General features: G+C 67.3%; 15 protein-coding genes. 1 reads left to right on the top strand and 14 read right to left on the bottom strand.

The features are described from left to right. The first annotated feature begins 354 nt into the window (after positions 1-354). Positions 355-1902 (top strand): alpha/beta fold hydrolase, encoded by a 1548-nt coding sequence (locus ACIBH4_RS00305; protein WP_362768283.1) that lies wholly within the window; start codon positions 355-357, stop codon positions 1900-1902. 356 nt (positions 1903-2258) lie between these two features. Here ACIBH4_RS00305 and ACIBH4_RS00300 read toward each other — a convergent pair whose 3' ends face one another. The 14 genes from ACIBH4_RS00300 to ACIBH4_RS00235 are packed head-to-tail and all read right to left on the bottom strand — an operon-like array spanning position 2259 to position 18310. Then, positions 2259-3263 carry a diiron oxygenase gene (locus ACIBH4_RS00300; protein WP_362509054.1) on the bottom strand — a complete coding sequence of 335 codons (1005 nt, stop codon included), beginning with the start codon at positions 3261-3263 and terminating at the stop codon, positions 2259-2261. Continuing rightward, positions 3263-4042, bottom strand: coding sequence for a phosphodiesterase (locus ACIBH4_RS00295; protein ID WP_362768286.1), 780 nt, complete (start codon positions 4040-4042; stop codon positions 3263-3265). The genes ACIBH4_RS00300 and ACIBH4_RS00295 overlap by 1 nt, the downstream gene beginning before the upstream one ends. Further along, positions 4026-5276, bottom strand: coding sequence for an ATP-grasp domain-containing protein (locus ACIBH4_RS00290; RefSeq protein ID WP_362509060.1), 1251 nt, complete (start codon positions 5274-5276; stop codon positions 4026-4028). The genes ACIBH4_RS00295 and ACIBH4_RS00290 overlap by 17 nt, the downstream gene beginning before the upstream one ends. Next, on the bottom strand, positions 5273-6907 hold the full coding sequence (locus tag ACIBH4_RS00285; RefSeq protein WP_362768289.1) for a CTP synthase: 1635 nt from the start codon (positions 6905-6907) through the stop codon (positions 5273-5275). The genes ACIBH4_RS00290 and ACIBH4_RS00285 overlap by 4 nt, the downstream gene beginning before the upstream one ends. 13 nt (positions 6908-6920) lie before the next feature. Further along, the gene (locus tag ACIBH4_RS00280) at positions 6921-8219 is read right to left on the bottom strand and encodes a cation:proton antiporter (protein ID WP_362768292.1); all 1299 of its coding nucleotides are present in this window, start codon (positions 8217-8219) and stop codon (positions 6921-6923) included. Continuing rightward, on the bottom strand, positions 8219-8743 hold the full coding sequence (locus ACIBH4_RS00275; RefSeq protein WP_362509069.1) for a dCTP deaminase domain-containing protein: 525 nt from the start codon (positions 8741-8743) through the stop codon (positions 8219-8221). The genes ACIBH4_RS00280 and ACIBH4_RS00275 overlap by 1 nt, the downstream gene beginning before the upstream one ends. Next, positions 8740-10326 (bottom strand): AAA family ATPase, encoded by a 1587-nt coding sequence (locus ACIBH4_RS00270; protein ID WP_362768295.1) that lies wholly within the window; start codon positions 10324-10326, stop codon positions 8740-8742. Before ACIBH4_RS00270 ends, ACIBH4_RS00275 begins: the two co-directional genes overlap by 4 nt. Next, positions 10319-10750, bottom strand: a complete 432-nt coding sequence (locus ACIBH4_RS00265; RefSeq protein WP_362768298.1) for an SRPBCC family protein — start codon at positions 10748-10750, stop codon at positions 10319-10321. The genes ACIBH4_RS00270 and ACIBH4_RS00265 overlap by 8 nt, the downstream gene beginning before the upstream one ends. Next, a complete protein-coding gene (locus tag ACIBH4_RS00260; protein WP_362509077.1) occupies positions 10750-11286 on the bottom strand; it encodes a DUF6031 family protein in 537 nt (178 codons plus the stop codon). The genes ACIBH4_RS00265 and ACIBH4_RS00260 overlap by 1 nt, the downstream gene beginning before the upstream one ends. After that, positions 11283-12350 (bottom strand): DUF6001 family protein, encoded by a 1068-nt coding sequence (locus ACIBH4_RS00255; protein WP_362768301.1) that lies wholly within the window; start codon positions 12348-12350, stop codon positions 11283-11285. Before ACIBH4_RS00255 ends, ACIBH4_RS00260 begins: the two co-directional genes overlap by 4 nt. Continuing rightward, a complete protein-coding gene (locus ACIBH4_RS00250) occupies positions 12347-13966 on the bottom strand; it encodes an alkaline phosphatase family protein (protein WP_362768304.1) in 1620 nt (539 codons plus the stop codon). The genes ACIBH4_RS00255 and ACIBH4_RS00250 overlap by 4 nt, the downstream gene beginning before the upstream one ends. After that, positions 13963-14721: an HAD hydrolase-like protein gene (locus ACIBH4_RS00245; protein ID WP_362509085.1), complete on the bottom strand. Its 759-nt coding sequence runs from the start codon at positions 14719-14721 to the stop codon at positions 13963-13965. Before ACIBH4_RS00245 ends, ACIBH4_RS00250 begins: the two co-directional genes overlap by 4 nt. A 1-nt stretch (position 14722) precedes the next feature. Next, positions 14723-15874 carry a hypothetical protein gene (locus tag ACIBH4_RS00240; protein ID WP_362768307.1) on the bottom strand — a complete coding sequence of 384 codons (1152 nt, stop codon included), beginning with the start codon at positions 15872-15874 and terminating at the stop codon, positions 14723-14725. 6 nt (positions 15875-15880) lie between these two features. Continuing rightward, on the bottom strand, positions 15881-18310 hold the full coding sequence (locus ACIBH4_RS00235; protein ID WP_362509091.1) for a dCTP deaminase domain-containing protein: 2430 nt from the start codon (positions 18308-18310) through the stop codon (positions 15881-15883). Positions 18311-18482: the final 172 nt, after the last annotated feature.

The raw sequence follows: 18482 nt of genomic DNA, 5'->3' as shown, positions 1-18482 counted from the left end.
TCCGCACCACAGGCGGAAGCCGCACGCGACATCACCCCCGCCGGCTTGACACGACCCGCGCGCCAAGTGATCGTCAGGGCCCGGCCTCCCCCGGGTCGCTCGCGAACCGCCCTTCACGGCAGGGAGACCCATGCCTGTACGGAAGCCCCGACCGGTGGACGTGCACGCACGAAAGACGGAGAGTGACGACATGACGGACACCACGGGCGACTCCCCAGACGGCACTCGCCTGCCCTGGGTGACACGGCTCTCGGACCACGCGGCCCATGCCTCCGCCTCCCGGCAACGGGGCGCCGCGGCCGCGGCTTCGGTGAACACCGCCGCCGGCGGGGGAGCGCGGACCGTGCTCCGGCCGTGCCGCGCGACGTGGGAGGGGACGGCACGAGCGCGGTCCCGGCCGACCCGGCGCGCGGGCGGGGCCGGTCCGGACGCCTCGTCCGTGCCGTGACGGCCGCCGCGCTCGTGCCGGTCGCCGCCGCGACCCTGGCCGCCCCCGCGGTCGCCGCACCCGGTACCGCCACCGGGGGCAAGGGACTGCGGTGGGAGGCGTGCGCCGGGGTGAGCACGCCGGACCTGCGATGCGCACGGGTCACCGTCCCCCTCGACCACCGTCGCCCGCGCGGCCGCACCATCTCCGTCGTCATCTCCCGGCTGCCCGCCACCGACCCGGCGCGGCGCCGGGGCGTTTTGCTCACCACCGGCGGCGGACCCGGCGGGCCGGGCGTCCCGCTGCCCGTGAGCCTCGCCCCGGCGCTGTCCCCCGAAGTCCGCGCCCGGTATGACCTGGTCGGGTTTGACATGAGATTCATCGAGCGCAGCACGCCCATCGGCTGCGGGCAGCCCGAGGAGGAGCCCAGCGGGTTCTGGGTACGCCCCGCGCCCCCCGGACGCTTCCCCGCCGAAGCCGCCGAGGCCCGGCGGTACGCCGAAGACTGCGCACGGGCCTCCGGCTGGGCCCTGCCGCACGCCACCACCGCGAACGCCGCCCGCGACATGGACCTCATCCGCGCGGCCCTCGGCGAGGAGAAGATCTCCTACCTGGGCGGCTCGTACGCGGGACTGCTCGGCACCGTCTACGGCACGCTGTTCCCGCACCGCGTGGACCGATTCGTACTGGACAGCCCGGTGAACGCCGACACGATCTGGCGGCCCTACGAGATGGGCCGCACCCCTGCGTTTGAGAAGGGAACGGTGGCCCTCGCCGCCTGGGTCGCCGGACGGCACTCCGAATACGGTCTGGGAGAGACCACCGCACAGGTGCACGCCACGCTCACCGGGATCCTCGACCGGGCCACCCGAGCGCCCATCGTCATCGGCGGTCACGCCTGGACCATCGGCGAGCTGGGTGCCCTGCTGGTGGCCGGGATCTACGACGAGCGCGCCTTCGGCGTCGTCGCCGCGGCCTTCGCCGCCGTCGCGGCCGGACGGGAGCCGTCCCTGCCATTCCCCATCCGCCCTCCGCGGCCCGAGGGCGTGCCCGGCGTACCCGCCGACCACTACACCGCCACCAACATCGCCTACCGCTGCGCCGACGCCCCCTGGCCGCGCGACCCGCGCGTCTACCTGCGCGACATCGCCTCCCAGCGGGACCGCCACCCGCTGTTCGGCCCGGTCAACGCCAACATCAACCCATGCGCGTTCTGGCCGCCCGCCAAGGACGAACCGGTGCGGCTCGACGGCAACCGCGCGCCGGCCGCCCTGGTCGTCGCGGCCCTGCGGGACGTGGCGGTGCCGCCGTCTGTGAGCAGAGCCGTGGCCGCGCGCATCCGCGGGTCACGCCTGGTCACGATCGACGCCCAGACCCACGCCCCGTTCCCGCACTACGGGAACGCCTGCCTCAACGCCACGGTCACCCACTACCTCACCACCGGTGAACTGCCGGCCACCGACACCGCCTGCTGACCCCGCCGCACAGCGCGCCCACCTCTTATCCGTCCGACAGCCGCTTCCGCCGCTCGCCCACGGCGGAGACCGCGCATCGTGCGGCCGGAGGACACGGCAGTGTCCAACGCCGCCAGGGTCTCCTCCAGCGCTCGCGCGGTCGGCTTTATCGACGCATCGACCGTCGCCGGCGTGATAGGTCAGAGGAGGACAGGGCGGACGAGTCGGCCTGTAGGCCGGGTGCTAATCCGGCCTGCGCGTGACCTGCACGCCGGCCAGCGATCTGCCTCCTGACCTGATCGGGACACCTGGTCGACGCACACGCCGGCCGGCCTCCTGAATCGCGGAGATACCTGGCTCGCGAGAGCCCCGCGGGTTTACCGATGGATCTGGACGACCGACCAATCGAAGTCGATCTCCTCGAGGACGTCCATGTCCGAGAACAGCGAGTGAATTCCACTGAAGTCGCTGAACAGGCGGCTGCCGCCGGGGCTCTTGCAGTCTTCCAGCATGCTGCGCCCCTCCGCCACGCCCACCAGGTCCATGATGCGCTGCCACGTGCTGTAGTCAGCGGTCGTGTAAGCGGTCAGGGCCTCGAAGGTCGAGCGGGTGAAGAATCGCTGCTGCGCCGGGTCGAGGCTCGGATAGACCTTCTTGGCCAACTCGGCCGCGATAGCCGAGTGGCAGTACTCATCACGGGCGTGCAGCCGTGCGGTGGCGCTGTGCACGGGCTGGATCTCGGGGGCGTCGGCGATCGTGTCGAGGTACGGGCCGATGCCGATCTCGGCGATGGTCGCGAAGGCGAGGGTCGTCAGGCTGCGCTGCCAGCGTTCGCCAGACCCTTCCCACAACTCCTGGTGGCGCCGCGAGTGCAGCGGCAGCGGCAGCGCGTTGTCCGGGTACGGTTTTCCACGCAGCTTTCGCGTAACGGCACTCGCGTTCATGTGCATGAGCGTGTGGTACTGCTCGTCGACCATCGCCTGGGTAAGGCACGTCTCCAACTCGTCACCGGACAGGGCAGGGAACTCCCCGCTGATGACCAACCCGAAGGCCGGGTTGGCGATCGCCTCTTCGGTCACGATCGTCTTCCGGTTGAAGGCGATGATCGCCCAGGTGAGCACGTCGCTGCGCTGGGCTGGGTCGAGAGCAAGCCAGGTCGGATGGTTGCGGAACGGAAGGATGCTCTCCGGATAGTCGGGGCGCTCCAACTCGTACAGGTCCTCCAAACGGAGTTCGTCACGCTTGACACTCGCGCGGCGGTGCCAGTTTCCGGCGAGCCGCCGGATCACTGCGCTCTCGGTGACATCTGCGCCGCCGTCGTTGATCGCCGCCAGATCTTCGAAGAGCGCTTCGTCGTACTCGTCGCGCTTGATGACGCCCATCAGAATTGCTCCATCTTGTAGTCAGGGCATGGTTGGAAATAGGTGAACAGGCGGTCGTCCCAGAATTCGTGCAAGACCACCAACGGTTCGGTGACCCCATGATCAGGATCCGCTCGGTCCAGCGGGAGTTTCCAGGCGTAGGCCGTACTGGGCGCCATGATCAACGGGATCCCGGCGAACTCGGTACGCACGGCCGTATGGACATGGCCGCACAAGATCCCGACTACTTGGGGGTGGTCGGCCAGCACGTCGGCGAGTGCCTGAGCATCGGCGAGTCGGGAGCCGTCCAGGTTGGGGACGCCGAGCGCGAGCGGAGGCTGGTGGAAGGCGACCACGGCCGGCCCTCTGGATCCGCGCAACGCCTCTGCGAGCCATTCGAGCGTTGCCGCTCCGAGCTCGCCTTTCGAGCTGCCCGGCACGACAGCGTCGCAGAGAAGCACGGTGAGCTCGCCGACCCTGACCACCTGGTTGACCGGACCGTCCCCTGGCTGGTTCAGCAGCATCCGGCGGATCAGGTCTCGGTCATCGTGGTTGCCAGGGCAGACGAAGATCGGCAGCACCCCCGACAGCGGATCCAGTACCTCCGCGAGCGCCTCGTATTCGCGGTCGAGCCCGTCCTGGGTCAGGTCACCGGTGATGACCACCCCCGCCAGGTGCTCCGCCCGCCGCCGCAGATACTCCACTACCCGGGACGCCCGGGCACCATGGCGCCCGTCCGCGTCTATGTGCAGGTCGCTGATGTGGGCAATACGAGTGACCCGCTCAGTTGACGACTTCATAGAAGCCTTCCCCGTCGAGGTAACGGACCGTGTGATAGTCCCGCTGGACGACCCCCGGCAGCTCGTGGACGAGATGGACCAGCATGGGGTAGGTCATGTCGTTGATCGAGCGATGCAGCCTGTCCCCTACCCGAGTCCGGATCAGGGCCTCGTCGAAGCTCTCCAGGGCTTCCAGCTCGGCCATCCGCGGGTATGCGGCCAGCACCCCCGACTTCGGTGAGATTATGTTGACGCAGGTCGCGTGGCGCGAGATCTCGTAATCGCGCATCGCCCTCTCTCTGAAACGGTCCTGGTCGACGTATGCGTCAACGGTCCACTCCAGTTGCGACTCACCGATCGCCTTGCCCGTGAGCACGGGCAGGTCGGAGCCGCAGATCCGGATGCCGGTCTCGATCAGCCGCGGCCCGTCCGGGGTGAGCTTCAACTCTGTGTGTGCGCCGCCGTTGCGCACCCCCAGAGCATCCAGGACCTCGGCGGCGTATGCGGCCAGCGAGTCCTGCTCCGGCCCCCTTCGGGGCATCAGCACAGACCCGCCGAGCAGATCCTTGACTCCGTTGATGTCGAGGTGCTGGGTCTCCCAGATATCGCAGATGTAGTGGATCCCGTCCATGCTGACCGAGTTGACGTAGTACTCGGTGCCGCGCAGGTACTCCTGGGCCACGACCCCGTCGTTCACCTGGGTGAAGGCGCTGTACGAACCGGCGAGTGACCGGAAGGCCGCGATCACCTCGTCGGCGGAGTCGCAGAAGGAGACCCCATCGTTGAGCGCGCTGCGCAGCGGCTTGATCACTACTCTGCCGCCGACCTTCTCGTACCAGTCGAGCAACGTCTGCTCGTCGGTCGCCCGCACCTGCTCGGCGGCCGCGACGCCCGCCGCCTTCACCGTCTCGACCATCTGGTACTTGTCGCGGCGGGCGGGGCTGAGAGCGGCTCCGTTGGTGCGAAGACCCAGCCGGTCACTGAGCTGGTCCGCGAGTTCGACGCCGCTCTCCGCCCCGGCGATGACAACGTACGGGCCATGTGCGGCGATCTGCTGGAGTGTCTCCTCCAGGTCTCCGCGGTGCACGATGTGCTCGTAGAAGTCATCTGGCCGGTAGCGGGAGGCGAAGACCGCGGGCGGTTCTGGTGTGCTTTGAACATGCAGGGTCCGGAAATCCCGCTCGTGGAAGAGGGGAGCCAGGAAACGGGCGGTCGAGTACGCGTCGACAATCGCGACGACAGGCTGTGGGGTCACAGGTCCCTCCTGTTCAGCGCCGCTCCGATGAGTCCGGAGAACAGCGGATGTGGCCGGGTGGGGCGGGAACGAAACTCCGGGTGTGCCTGGGTGGCGACGAGGAATGGGTGGATCGCGCGGGAATACTCGACGAACTCGACCAGGTCCCCGTCGGGGGAGGTGCCGGAAAACACCAGGCCCGCACGCCGGGCCAGTTCCTCGCGATATTGATTGGTCACCTCGTACCTGTGCCGATGGCGTTCGCGGACGACGGTGGTCCCATACAGTTCGTGGACCAGCGAATCCTCTGCCAGCACCGCCAGGTAACTCCCAAGCCGCATGGAACCGCCCAAGTCGGCTTCGCCGGAGACCGCGGCGACCTGGTCGGCCATCGTGGAGATCACTGGGTGCGGGGTGTCAGGACGGAACTCGGTGGAGTCCGCGTCAGGCATTCCTGCCAGCGATCTGGCCGCCTCGATCACGACGCATTGCAGGCCGAGGCAGAGACCCAGCATCGGAACCTGCTGCTCGCGGGCATATGTCACGGCCGCGATCTTCCCGGCGACGCCCCGGTCACCGAATCCGCCGGGTATGACGATCGCATCCGCATCGTGCAGCATGGTCTTGGGGCTGGGCAGGCAGGCCTTCGCGTCCACCCAGTGGAGGTGCACCCGGGCGTGGTGCGCGAAGCCACCGGCCCGCAGCGCCTCGGCGACCGAAAGATAGGCGTCCGGCAGCTCGACGTACTTGCCGACCACGGCGACGGTGACCTCGTGGAGCGGGTGGTGAACCCGCCCGACCAGATCATCCCATCGGGTCCAGTCGATCTCGCCCGCGACCAGGCCCAGCTTGCCGATGACGACACTGTCCAGTCCCTCGGCGTGCAGCGCACGGGGGATGTCGTAGATGGAGGCGGCGTCGATGGCGGCGACCACCGCATCTGTTTCCACGTCGCAGGCTGCGGCGATCTTCTGCTTGAGCTTGTCGGGGATGGCGCGATCGGCCCTCAGTACCAACGCGTCCGGCCGGATGCCCAGGCTGCGCAGGGCCGCCACCGAGTGCTGGGTCGGCTTGGTCTTCAGTTCCTGGGACGCGCCCAGGTAGGGGACAAGCGAGACGTGGAGGTGGAAGACGTTCCCCGGACCTTCCTCGTGCCGCAACTGCCGGATCGCCTCCAGAAAAGGGAGCGACTCGATGTCACCGACGGTTCCGCCGACCTCGGTGATGACGACATCGACGTCGTGCGCCGCCCGCCGGATGTTCGCCTTGATCTCCTCGGTGATATGCGGGATGACCTGGACGGTCTCCCCCAGATAGCCACCACGTCTCTCTCGTGCGAGTACCTCCGAATAGATCTTTCCCGTTGTGATGGAGGCGACTGCGCTGAGGTCGACATCGAGGAACCGTTCATAGTGGCCGATGTCCAGGTCGACCTCGGCACCGTCCTCGGTGACGAAGACCTCGCCGTGCTGTAGAGGGCTCATGGTGCCTGGGTCGACGTTGAGGTAGGGGTCGAGCTTCTGCATGGTGACCCGCACCCTTCTGGCGGCCAACAGCGTCCCAAGGCTCGCGCCGGTGAGCCCTTTGCCCAGGGAGGAGACGACCCCGCCCGTAACGAAGATGTACTTCAAGCTCTCTACCTCGCAGGTCACGATGCGGATGACATCAGGGCAGGGCCGGAGACTCTGCGGCCTTGGGCATGAGCTGCCCCCGAGCCAGCGCACGCTCAAGCCAGGAGCCGGCGAGAAGTGAGGTGGCGATCGCGGTGAGTATCAAGGTGGTGAACAACTGCTGGCTGACGATCCCCGCGTCAAAGGCGAGTGTCGCCATGACGATCCCCGGGCCGCCGCGCGCGTTCATCGCGACCGCCAGGTTGATCGCGTTCTGTGCGGGGCTCCCGGCCAGCCGCGCCCCGGCAAAGACCCCAGCGATCTTCAGTGTGCAGGCGAGCAGGATGAACCCGATGGTGAACCACAGGGCGAACCCGTGCACCAGATCGAGCTTGAGGCCGACTATCGCGAAGTAGATGGGAATGAAGAACCCGGAGGCGAAGGAGCGGATCGCCATCATGGATTCCGATCCTGTGCGAGGCAGGTCCGTCAGCAGTCCGACCGCGAACGCACCGAAGATCGGCGCCAGCCCGAGCAGTACACATGAAGCGGCCACGCCCAGCGTGAGCACGACCCGGATCGCCACCTGGTCGGCGGCGCGGTCGGACACGAGCCGGCGAGCCGGCCGACGTACCTTGCTGACCCCGTACACCAGCAGCAGGAATCCCATCGAGGCAAGCGTGTGGTAAACGATCGACTCGGTGGTGGAGGAAAGCTGCAAGACCGTGGACAGGCCGAATGCGTCCTGCTTCGCATGACTCACCATGCCGAGCGCGACGGCGAGCAGGACATTCAGCACGATGTCCTCCAGCACCGCGACCGACAGAACAACTCGTGCGAATGCCGTTTGCATGATGCCCAGATCGAGCATGATCCGGGCGATCACGGGAATGCTGGTGACCGCGAGCGAGCTGATCAGCACCAGCCCCAACGCGATGCTGTTGTTTGCCGGGCCGATGAGTCCGGAGCCGTCCAGGAACCACGTGAACAGCACGCCCCCGGCCAGAGGTACCACTATCCCGGCTACTGCGATCATGCCGACCGTTCGGCCGTCGCGGCGAGAGAACACCGTCCTCATCTCCGCACCGGCAAGGAACATCAGCAGCAGCATTCCGATCTGACTGACCAGGCCGAGCCCGCCGGCGACCACTCCGGTCCGGGGAAACAGCCATGCCTGTGCTTCAGGGGCGAACAGGCCGAAGAGCGTCGGCCCAAGCAGGAGGCCGCCGAGGATCTCCCCGATCACCGGGGGTTGACGGAACCGTTTGAACACCCGCCCGAACAGGTTGGCTGAGCCCAGCAGGATCGCCAACGCCGCCAGGATGCCGAACAGGTCACCGTCGGTGATGCTCACTACGGTCTCCGGAAATCGAGGCTGAACCGAGAGGCCACAGCCGAGGAAGATCCGGTGTACCTGCCGTCGTAGTTGATCGCGGAACCCTGCATCGTCCAGAAGGCAAGCTTTCCGATGATCATTCCGGGGTAGACCCGGACGGGGTGGGCGACCTTGATCTCAAGCGTCCAGGGGAAGACCGCGCCGCTGTGTCCCAGCGGCGCCGAGTACTGGATCCAGATGCCAAGAGTCGAGGCCGACCGGCAGGCGTAGAGCGTGGCCGCGTGGTGAGGGCTGCCCATCGCCTCCATCGTGCTACCGAGGTAGAGCCGGCCGGGTTCGAGAACCGTCCCGTCCGAGCCCATGGTGGTGTGCACCGCCTCCGGCAGTTCGTAGCAGTCGATGACCTTCTTCTCGTAGGTCAGGATGTCCTCCGCCAGCCGGAAGCCGTAGCTGTTGGGCTCAAGCCTTTCGGCGTCGAAGTCATCGATGTGGATACGGCCGACCTCGACCTCGGCCAGGATCTGCGCGCCGGTGAGGATCACAGCCAGCCCTTCAGGAGGTCGTGCACGGCGGCACGATGCCCGTCCAGATCACCGCTGTTGTCCAGCTCCAGGTCCGCCTCGATCTCGTCCAGCCGGCTGGTCGAGCGATCGGCGCGTGTCGGGTCCCCCCGTTTGGCCAATCGCTCCTGCCGCAGGTCCTCATCGCAGCGAACCCGCAACACCCGGAAGCCCAGGGCACGTAGGGCGACGGCGTCCACCTGCGGGTCGCGCAAGTCGTCATTGACGATCACGTCCGCGTCGACGGCACTCAGCCTGACCGTGAAGTCATCGATGAAAGCGCGCGGGTTGATCCGGCGTAGGTTGTCGGCCAGGTCCTCCATCAGGATCTGGTCTTGCGCTCCGGCGCCCACTGTCCGGCCCGCGGTCACGTACACCGAGTCCTGCAGGTCGTACAAGGGCTTCGCCAGTTTGACCCTGGCGTGGCTCAGGCCTGCGGCGGTCGCTGCTTCCTCCAGCAGGGACGCGGTCGTCGACTTCCCGCTGCCCGCCAGGCCGATCACGGCGATCCGAAGGCCTCCGCCGCGCAGTACCCGGTCAGGGTCCACATCGAGGGTGCCACGCAGTCGGATCATCGCCACCGACGGAAGAACCTCACGAAGATCGGCGAGCGATCGGTAGAACGCGCAGTAGTCCGGTACCAGGTGGGACTGCCAGGTGAAGAACGTGGTGTCCACCTGGCGGTCAACGATCTTGTTAAGGTGGGCCCAGCGCTCGGCCTCCGACCGCAGCTGCCAGGTGGTGAGCGGCTCGCCGGGGCACACCTCGGGCAACAGGATCGCTGCGAGCCGCCGCGGCTGTGCCGAGAACTCGACCCCCAGCCAGCCCTCGAAAAGGTCCGGGTCGATGAGCAGTTTGTCGGTCGCGGCCCGATCATCGATTCCGGGGTCCACCTGTTCGCGGACCAGCCGTTCCAGCCGGGCGTCGGCTCGGATGGTGCCGACACCGACGTACGGGTAGTCGCGCCACGGGTAGACCTCGATCGTCTCGCCGACGCGGCGGCAGAACACCTTGTCACCGCTGAAGTACGACCAACCGGGACGGCGCAGCGCCGACAGCATGGTCGTCGTTTTACCCGCGCCCTTCGCCCCGGCGATGATCACGGCTTCACTGCCTCGGACCAGCCCGGAGGCATGCAGAACCACGGTGCCGAGGTCCTCTTCGTTCCGGATGACCAGATCACGCAGGAAGTCGATGACCTGGATGGCGGAGCCCGCGGTGATCCGCAGCCGGAACAGCCCGTCCGACCGGGCGTCCTTCGGGACGTCCACCACCGTGGTGCGGTTGACGTAGAGGCGGCGGTCGCCCTCCTCCACCACATGGGCGTCGAAGTTGAACTCCGCCGCGTTGCTGCGGCGGATCACAGACTGCTCGGTGTCCCAGATCTGCCGGTCAACGTCGGCTTCGGGATCGTACGCATCCACCTTGATCGTGAACGTGGCCGGCCGGTCCGAGACCGGCCCCAGCAGATGCCGGAAGAAGCGGCGGATCGGCTGGAAGGCGGGTTCGGCGTCGGGTGAGATCTCAAGCCGGATCACGGTGTTCAGGAAGTCGAGGTCAATCATGGTCGTGGGGTTCCTTGGCCGAGGCGAGGGCGGACAGCAGGAGGTTTGCGTGAGCGCGTAGCGACTGCGCCCAGATGGGGTCCAGCAGCGGGGCCAGCCCGTCGATCCCGAGATGAAAAGCGATGCTCAGTCCGACCCGGGTGCCGGCGCAGTCCGGAGCGAACGTCCACGTCACGACCAAGGAGTCGAAGTCGCCCTGGGTCTGTGCGAAGACCAGCCGTTGGCCTGAGACAGTGGCCTCCCGCTGAGTCCAGCCCACCCGGCTTCCGTTGAGCAGGACGCTCCAACGGGCCGTCCCGTCCGGTTGCGGCTCGACCTCGAGCACATGAGGCGCGAGCGCCGGCAGGCCGGTACCCTCCCGGACGATCTGGTGGAGTTCGGCCGCCGACGCGGGGACAAAGGCCGTAGCGGAAATCTGAGGCATCACGACTCCTTCATGAACGGAGTGAGGAAGCCGATGTCAAGACCGGCCGCACGGGAGAGCGCAGCCCAAGAGCGCAGGGTCACCAGCATGTCGCGCTGTCCCTGCGCGATCAGACGGTCAGGCAGCTCGCCGGGGAAGGCTTCAAGCAGCCGCTCCCAGAACACGAAGATCTCGTCATGGGAGCCGGGGCCGCCGAACTCCTCCGCCAGGGCGAAGATCTCGATGAGGTCGGTCCCGGTGGCCTGCGCGACCTCCTGCAGCCCGTACTCCAGTCCGAGCGCGAGGCAGTGCGCGTCGGCCACCGGGACTCGTCCGGCGAGCCGGTTGTCCACGTCGACGAGTTGCTCCAGCAGTCGCAGCTTGACGGCACTCTGCATCTGCGGCTGGTCAGTCCCGCCCTCGATGTCCTCGATATAGGAGCGGCCCTCGGCCAGCATCAGCCAGGCGGCCTGGATCCAGGCCTCTACCGCCGCCGTGACGGGCCGCGCGTGCCCGGCCCTGACCTGGGGGAAAACCGGTATGTCCGCTGCGTTCATGCGCTCGTTCCTCCGGTGTAGTCGATCCGCTGGGCCAAGGCGCCACCCCGCAGGGCGCGCAGCAGCACTCCGGCTTCGCGTCCGGGAACGTCCCTCAACTCGGTGAGGGCGCACGGTCCAGCCGGAGCCCGGCCGGAAGCAGGCATTGCACCGTCCGACGTCAGCAGCAGCTCCGCGCCGGGCAGGAAGGCGTACCGGTCCGCGCGATCGGCCGGGTCGAAGGCGACACTGACCGAACGGGTCTGCGCGGTGAGGGCTGCCGCCTCCCTCACCAAGGCGAGGTAGTCGGCGGCGATCCGGGCATCCGGCCGGGTCAGGACGGAGGCCACTGTCACACGCAGCCGCTCCACCTCCGCACCGAGCGCGGCGAACGAGGCATCCGCCCAGCCCTGCTCTGCGACGAGCCGGGCCCACCTGAGCAGATACCACTTCCGGGTGGTGTAGACGTCACCGTGGTGGGAGAGGATCGCGTCCATCAGGAACAGGAGCGTGTTGATCGCGTAGCCGACCCGGCCGCGCAGCTCGCCGGCGGCTTCGGCCAGGGCGAGATGAACCGCCTGCTCGATCGAGCTCTGCAGTGCCGCCCGGCTCCACACGGCCGCCAGTGCCGGCAGCGCGGCGATGTAAGGCATCTGCCCATCGAGAGTCAAGCCATTGATGATGCGCTCGGTCTGTTTGCGCCGAGGTTCCCGATGCTTGTCCCAGCTCCGGAAGGCCTTGACGATCTCTTCTGGGGGACGAATGGCCAGGTCTGTGAGCTCCTTGAGGTTGGCAGCCAGCTCCGCGGCGGAGAATGAGACGACCTCCAGATGTTCACCCCACTCGAAGATCTTGGTGGAGATCCGGGCACCTTCCAGGGGTTCGTCCTGGATTCGAATGAAGTCCAGGTCGCTGGTCGCGTTGGCGAGACCGTGCACCGGCGAGCTGGTGATCAGGAGCTGCCCGGGGCCGACCCGCTCAGTCATGAGCGCGCCGAGCGCCGCCGGATCCAGCTGCCTGCTCCGCAGGAAGGTTGTGACGTTGGTGTGCCTCTGCTCGGCCAGCCGCGTCGTGGAGAGATTCATGAGTCGACTTTCTGGAGGGAGCTGAGAAATCGCCGTCGCACCAACTGAGCCGCGAACGTGTTATCGACTTCGCCCAGGTGACAGCGGGCCTTGATGCCGGGGCCCGCAGCCGCGAAGGTGGCCAGTAGCCGGTCATCGCCGGTGTTGACCACGTGGGCACCCGGCTTGGCCGCCGGCCGCACCACAGGACCGGCCCCGGCCGGCGCGGCGGTCGGCTGGTAGTCGTGGTGCAACTCGACGAAGACGACCGAAGGAACGGCTCCGTCCGACAGCGGCACGCCATGCCGGTCCAGGAACCGGGCGACGACCGGCCGGCCGGAGTCGGGGTCGATCACCTCCTGGAGCACAGCCATCGCCCTGGCCATGGCAGGTCCGGCCTCTTGCGGTGAGACGACCCCGTAAGGGCGGTCCAGGGTGTTGACGCAGAGCGAGCCGTTGTTGGCAGGGTGGTAGACCACGCTGGACCGGGCCGGGTCCAGGGCACCCGCCGCGTCCCACGCGGCCAGTCCCGCCTCGATCAAGGGCTCGTTGAGGTGGACCAGTTTCGCGCATCCCACGATGCCGTGGTCGGCGGTCAGGATCACGGTGTCGTTCTGGTCGGCTCGGTCCAGCACCCGCCCGAGGAACTGATCGGCCCAGCCGTAGACCTGGCGCACGAGCTCCCACAGGACAGCGGCGCTTTCTGGGCGGAACATCCCGCTGCGCTCGTCGCACCAGCCGATGAACTCGTGCCCGACATCGTCGGTGATCGGAAGATAAAGAACGACGAGATCGGCTTCATGGCCGGCCAGCGTCCGCTCTGCCGCCCCGGTGAACGCCCGCGCCGCGCACTGGACCGCAGAGAGAAAGACCTCCTCCGCCGCGCCATCGCCCCCTTCGACCAGACGGGGACCGAACGTCCCGGTCCGGTAGGAGGGACCGATACTCTCCCCGGCGAAGACCGGAGCGGTGCGCATCGCCTCGACCAGAGCCAGGTCCGCTCCCGCAAAACGGGCGTGGTAGAGGCCGGTATGGGCGAACAACCGATCGCCGCCCGGCTGCTCCAGACAACGAACCCAGGTGCCGAGACCGTCAGAGAACCGGCGCTCGACCCACCCCTCGGCCGAGCGCACCAGTCGGCCGTCGAACAGCAGCCCGCCCGGCACAGCTTCAAGCCTGTGCCCCTGCCATTGCACCTTCGCTCCGGTGGGGACCCGCAGATGGCCAGGACGGGCGATTCGCCTGCTGAAAGCCTCGACAGCGGCGTCGACCCAAGGCGCCACGGCACCATCGGCGTCGAACACCCATGGGACGTGCACGAAGGCCGCCCGCAGACCGAGCTCCGCCCAGACCGGCGGCACCAGCGGGAATTTCGGCCCAAAACCCGAGCTCATCCCGGTGACCGGCCCGTCCCGGTCCGGAACGGGAAAGCCGGTCACGCCGTGCCGCTCCGTCCCTGTCCCCGTGAAGAGAGTCGCGAGGGAGGGTGGGGTCTGACAGTTGGGGCGCGGTGGCCTCGCAGCGGCGAAGCTCCCCGTTGCCCGCAGCCTCCGTACCGCCGGCAGCGACCCCTCGGCCTCCAGCCGGTCGACGATCCAGGCCGCTGCGGCATCCCAGACCACCCAGTAGACCGTCATCGCGGCCCGGTCAACAGATCGGGCAGGTCCACGATCGAGTCGATGGTGTGCGAAGCACCACCGGTCAGCCCTTCGGCTTGTTGATCGGCGAACTTACCGGTCCGTACCTGGACGGTGACAGCCCCGGCGGCGCGGCCTCCGGCGATGTCGGTGGTGGCGTCGTCCCCGACGACGACGCAACCGGTGACCGGGGTCCCGGCCGAATCAGCGGCCAGGGTGAAGAACTCGGCCGACGGCTTGCCGACGACGACGGCCTGACAGCCCGCGGCGTACTCCAGCGCGGCGACGACCGCCCCGGTGTCAAGGTGATCGCCGTCTGCGCGCTTGAAATAGCGGCCGCGCTGCAGCGCCACCAACTGCGCTCCCGCGCGGAGCGCGCGGAACGCTCCGTCGAGAAGGCTGTAGTCCAGGGTGTCGCGGCAGTCCCCCACCAGCACATGCGTGCAGGGAGCGCAGGCCACGGCTTTGAACTCGGTACGCAGAGCCTCGGCAACGACCAGATAAGCGTTACCTCCAGCCGCCTCGAGCAGCCGTTGAGCTGCGACCACCGGGGTGAACAGTTCCTCCTGCCGGATCCTCAACCCGAAGCCCTCCAGGTCTGCGGCGACTCGGACCAGAGGTTTGGAGTCGGTGTTGGTCAGGAACCGCAGCACGTGGCCTTGCTCACGCAGCGCGGCGACCGCTGCCGTCGCGCCCGGGATGGGCTCACCCTTGGCGTAAAGCGTTCCTTCCAGGTCGAGCAGGATCGTGCCCACCTCAGCGCACCCCCTGGGCCAGCTCGGGGCGGGCGGACACGGAGTCCTTCAGGAAGGTCCTCTTTGAGTAGAAGCCACGCTGGTCGTTCAGGCCGCGGGCGCGAAGGAACCCTTCCAGCCACTGTGCGATCTCTGCTATCTCATCCAGGACAGCGGCCTCGTCCGCAGCGATTGCGGTACGGCTGCGCAGGTACTCCAGTTCGCACTGGTGCAGGACGACGTCGGGGGCGTCCAAAAGGCTGCAGTGGTCGAAGAAGATCCCGTATACGTGTCCGGTGGTCACGGACTCGAAGTTGACGTCGTAACGGACCCGACGGAAAGAGGGGAGCCGGACCGCCTCAACGCCTAGCACGTCGGTGATGTAGTCGCCGAAATGCTCGACCTCGACACCGTAGGTGTGGCTCTCCCTGCGCTCGAAGGAGTCCTCGGCGTACCACTTGCGCTTGACCAGGTGCTTGCCGTCGGTAGTGGGGATGAAGGAGACGTATCCCAGCTCTGCCTCGGGCGCGGTGACCTCGTACAGGTGGTTCAGGTAGTCCCACGCTTGGAACTCATCGCGGTACTCCATGACGTAGCCGGGCAGGTCGCCCGCCAGCAGGCTCCGATAGAGGTCCAGGTTGGCGGTCCATATGTCCACTGGGGGAGTGAGTGTGTACTTGTACTCGAGCTCCTGGCCGGCGAAGCACTTGCGGTAGTACCGCTGGTGGTTGTTGAGGAACAGCGCCTGCTCGCCGTGGAGCCGGGCCGCCTCGGGCAGCCAGCGCAGCGAATCGGCAGGTTCGGCCAGCGGACTCGGGGTGATCCGGATGAAGCACGCGTCTTCCTCAAGGAATCGGATCTGGGAGTACACGTGCAGCCCGTCGCCGGTGTCGCTCAGGTAGAACAGTGGGACGATCGGGCCGTCTCCCAGCAGGCTCCGGACCTCCTGGCTCGGCCGCATGCCGGGGAACAGGGCGACCCCCTCAGATCTGACCCGGCGGTCACCGGCGATCAGCTCGACCGGGCCGAGGTCGGACCAGCGCAGCACGAGGGTGTTGCCCGGGGCCTGCAGCTTCAGTGGAATCAGGATGAGCGGCTCGTCCGCGCGCAGCGGAGCTGTTCCGTTAAGGACGTGCAATCCGCCCAGGACCAGCCAGCAGTTGTTCTCTGTCATGTTCAGTCACTTTCCGCCGGTCACAGTGACGGTCCCACCGCTGATCACTACATGTCCTTCGCTGGGCAGACCCTGGGCCGCCACCGCCGGCAGACGGGCCTCCCGCAGCAGGATGGCCAGGTGGCCAAGGGTGGAGCCCTGATCGAAGACGAACCCTGCGACGTCACCGATAAGGACCGAGAGCACGGCGTACGGGCGAGAGGCCCGGACGATCGGTGGCTCCGAGCAGGCCCGGACTCGCGCGATGATCTCCGCGAGCCCTTCGTGACCGGACAGGTCCTGCGACCTGTCGACACTGACTGCCGGCCCGATCGACAGCCGGCTGAGCACTTCGTCTTCGTCCAGATCGAGCAGCGGCCCAGCGGCGGTTCCCGCCGAGATCACACGCGCGTCGGCGGAGTTCAGGGCGTCCCCGCCCAACAGCGAGTAATCGACGAAGAACAGCTTCCCCGACTGTCGCACCCACTCAAGAGTCATCGGTCCGTACCGGTCACTCATGGCCCCGGTGAACTCGGTGAGCTCGCCTACATGGGCGTTGATCGGGCTGTCGGCCGGGTCGATCCGTCCGTCACGTATCATCACCGCCGCGGCGCCCGAGGTGCCGCGATTGAGTGCCATGAGACCCTCGGGGGTGTACTCGACGATGAAGTCGTCGCCGACGCGCCGGGAGATGATTCCCAGATCGCCCCGAAGGTAGTCCCGAACGATCACTGTGTGCAGCCGGGTGGACTCCGGTCCTGCTCCGGTGGTCTCGGCGAGTCGGCCGAGAAGTTCCGCCTTGTGCACCACGATCTGCCGGAGGGTGTCACCGAAGTCCAATACGCACTCGTCGGCGTAACCCTCGTCGATGACCTCACGCAGTCGACCACCGGTCTCCGCAGCGCACAGGCCGCGCCCGTTGAAGTGGACGACCCAGCCGTGGCCGACACCGACACCGCGTTCGACGGCCAGCCTGTGCGCCGGCCCACGCTTGGCCGCATAGCCGCCATAGATCGCGGAGACCTCACCGAGATCGACGGAGGCGGGTATCTCGTCGAAGTAGAGTCTGTAGGCATCGGCGACCGGCTCGTCATGGCAGGTGTTCTGCCGGGACGCAGCGGTCTGTGGCCGGACCTGGATGAGGTGCACCCCGTCGACGTCGGCGGCCCACTCGACGTCCACGTCATAGCCCTCGGCCGCGCGGAGCCCCTGTACCAACCGCACGACCTCGGCCAGCGCAGGGACATCACCGGTGAGCTCAGCCGATTTGGCAAGGACCGGCACGGCAACCCCGGCGACCAGAGAGTCGGCCAAGCCTTCGACATATTCGATCACGACCCCGTCCTCGGGGTCGGAGAAGGCGACCCCGGCCAGCTCAGGTCGGATCATCCTCTGGACGATGACGGCCAGCCTGGGTGCATGGGAGAAGTCGCCCGCGCGGATCCGGGCCGCCACAGCCGAGGCCTCGTAGTAGGAGCGCCAGCACTGCTCGACCGCCTGGACCACCGCGTCAACGCCCTTTACCCCCAGGACCGTGGTATGGATCCCGGCCAGGCTCGAGCCGGCTGTGTCCTCGTCGAGGCCGGAGGAGCGGACGGCGAACTCGACGCTCTCGTCGTCGCCGAACATGTCGGCGATCCGGATTGCCAGCAATTGCCGGGCCTGTTCGGTCAGGTGCACCCCGGACACGATCTTGTGGATGTCCATCAGGGAGTCCGTGAGGAATGCTCCCACCGTGGCTCGAAGGTCATTGAAGACTGCGGCCAACCCGCGGCGCTGGTCGTCACCGAGCGCTCCGTCGAACTCCTCGGCTGAGATGCAGAACGCGTTAGGGACTCGGAAACGGCGACTGTTCGCCGCCAGAGCGGCGAACTTCGGTCCTGTCCCAGCGGGGTCGACGCTCGCCCCCAGGCCGGGGAAGCGCTGCCGGGCGAACTGCTTGTGGAAGTCCTTGTGGATGTCGCTGCTTCGGGGTCCGGTCGCGCCCTGGTACTTGCCGTCGTAGAGTTCGATGTCTCCCTGCGGTCGCCACCACATCATCTGACCGATGTTGATACCCGGATAGACCCGGACCGCGTTCATGGAGTAAAGCTGGAGCGTCCATTGGCCCTTGTACCCGATGTCGCCCAGACTCGCCGACAGGTTGATGAACAGCCCTAGCCTTGCCACCGATGAGCGTGCGGCGAAGGTCGGCGCATAATGCTCGCTGCCCAGGACCTCGATCGTATGCGCAAGATACAGCCGGCCAGGCTCAAGGACATATCCTTCGTCGGGAATCTCAATCTCGTCGCACTCGTTGCCGTGCCGAGCATCCAATGGCATGTTCCGATAAACGCATAGCGTCCGACCGAGCCGGAAGTTGTAGCTGTTCGGATTCACCTGCTCGGGAGTGAAGGGGTCGATGGTGATACGACCGTTCGCCCACTCCCGCTGAATCTCGGCACCCGTGAGGATCACTGTCCACCCGTCCTGAATCTTTGCTGGGTGAACAACATCCCTCCGTGGTGTAACGCAGCAGTATCGCGCCGATGGCGCACCAGATCAGTACAGGACGGCAGCGGCTCCGCTTCACCAGGACCGCAGGACCAGCCGCTACCGACGACCACTGGCGATACCTGCGTGATACGGA

The organism is Streptosporangium sp. NPDC050284, from assembly GCF_044459525.1.
GTDB lineage: Bacteria > Actinomycetota > Actinomycetes > Streptosporangiales > Streptosporangiaceae > Streptosporangium.
The sequence above is the reverse complement of the archived record's forward strand: the minus strand, read 5'-3'. Positions and strand labels throughout refer to the sequence as shown.

Bases quoted from the DNA above. Each gene is read 5' to 3' on its own strand.
- ACIBH4_RS00260 (WP_362509077.1), bottom strand. From the start codon at position 11,286: ATGAACGCAGCGGACATACCGGTTTTCCCCCAGGTCAGGGCCGGGCAC.
- ACIBH4_RS00240 (WP_362768307.1), bottom strand. From the start codon at position 15,874: ATGACAGAGAACAACTGCTGGCTGGTCCTGGGCGGATTGCACGTCCTT.
- ACIBH4_RS00270 (WP_362768295.1), bottom strand. From the start codon at position 10,326: ATGATTGACCTCGACTTCCTGAACACCGTGATCCGGCTTGAGATCTCA.
- ACIBH4_RS00295 (WP_362768286.1), bottom strand. From the start codon at position 4,042: ATGAAGTCGTCAACTGAGCGGGTCACTCGTATTGCCCACATCAGCGAC.
- ACIBH4_RS00250 (WP_362768304.1), bottom strand. From the start codon at position 13,966: ATGACGGTCTACTGGGTGGTCTGGGATGCCGCAGCGGCCTGGATCGTC.
- ACIBH4_RS00255 (WP_362768301.1), bottom strand. From the start codon at position 12,350: ATGAATCTCTCCACGACGCGGCTGGCCGAGCAGAGGCACACCAACGTC.
- ACIBH4_RS00265 (WP_362768298.1), bottom strand. From the start codon at position 10,750: ATGCCTCAGATTTCCGCTACGGCCTTTGTCCCCGCGTCGGCGGCCGAA.
- ACIBH4_RS00300 (WP_362509054.1), bottom strand. From the start codon at position 3,263: ATGGGCGTCATCAAGCGCGACGAGTACGACGAAGCGCTCTTCGAAGAT.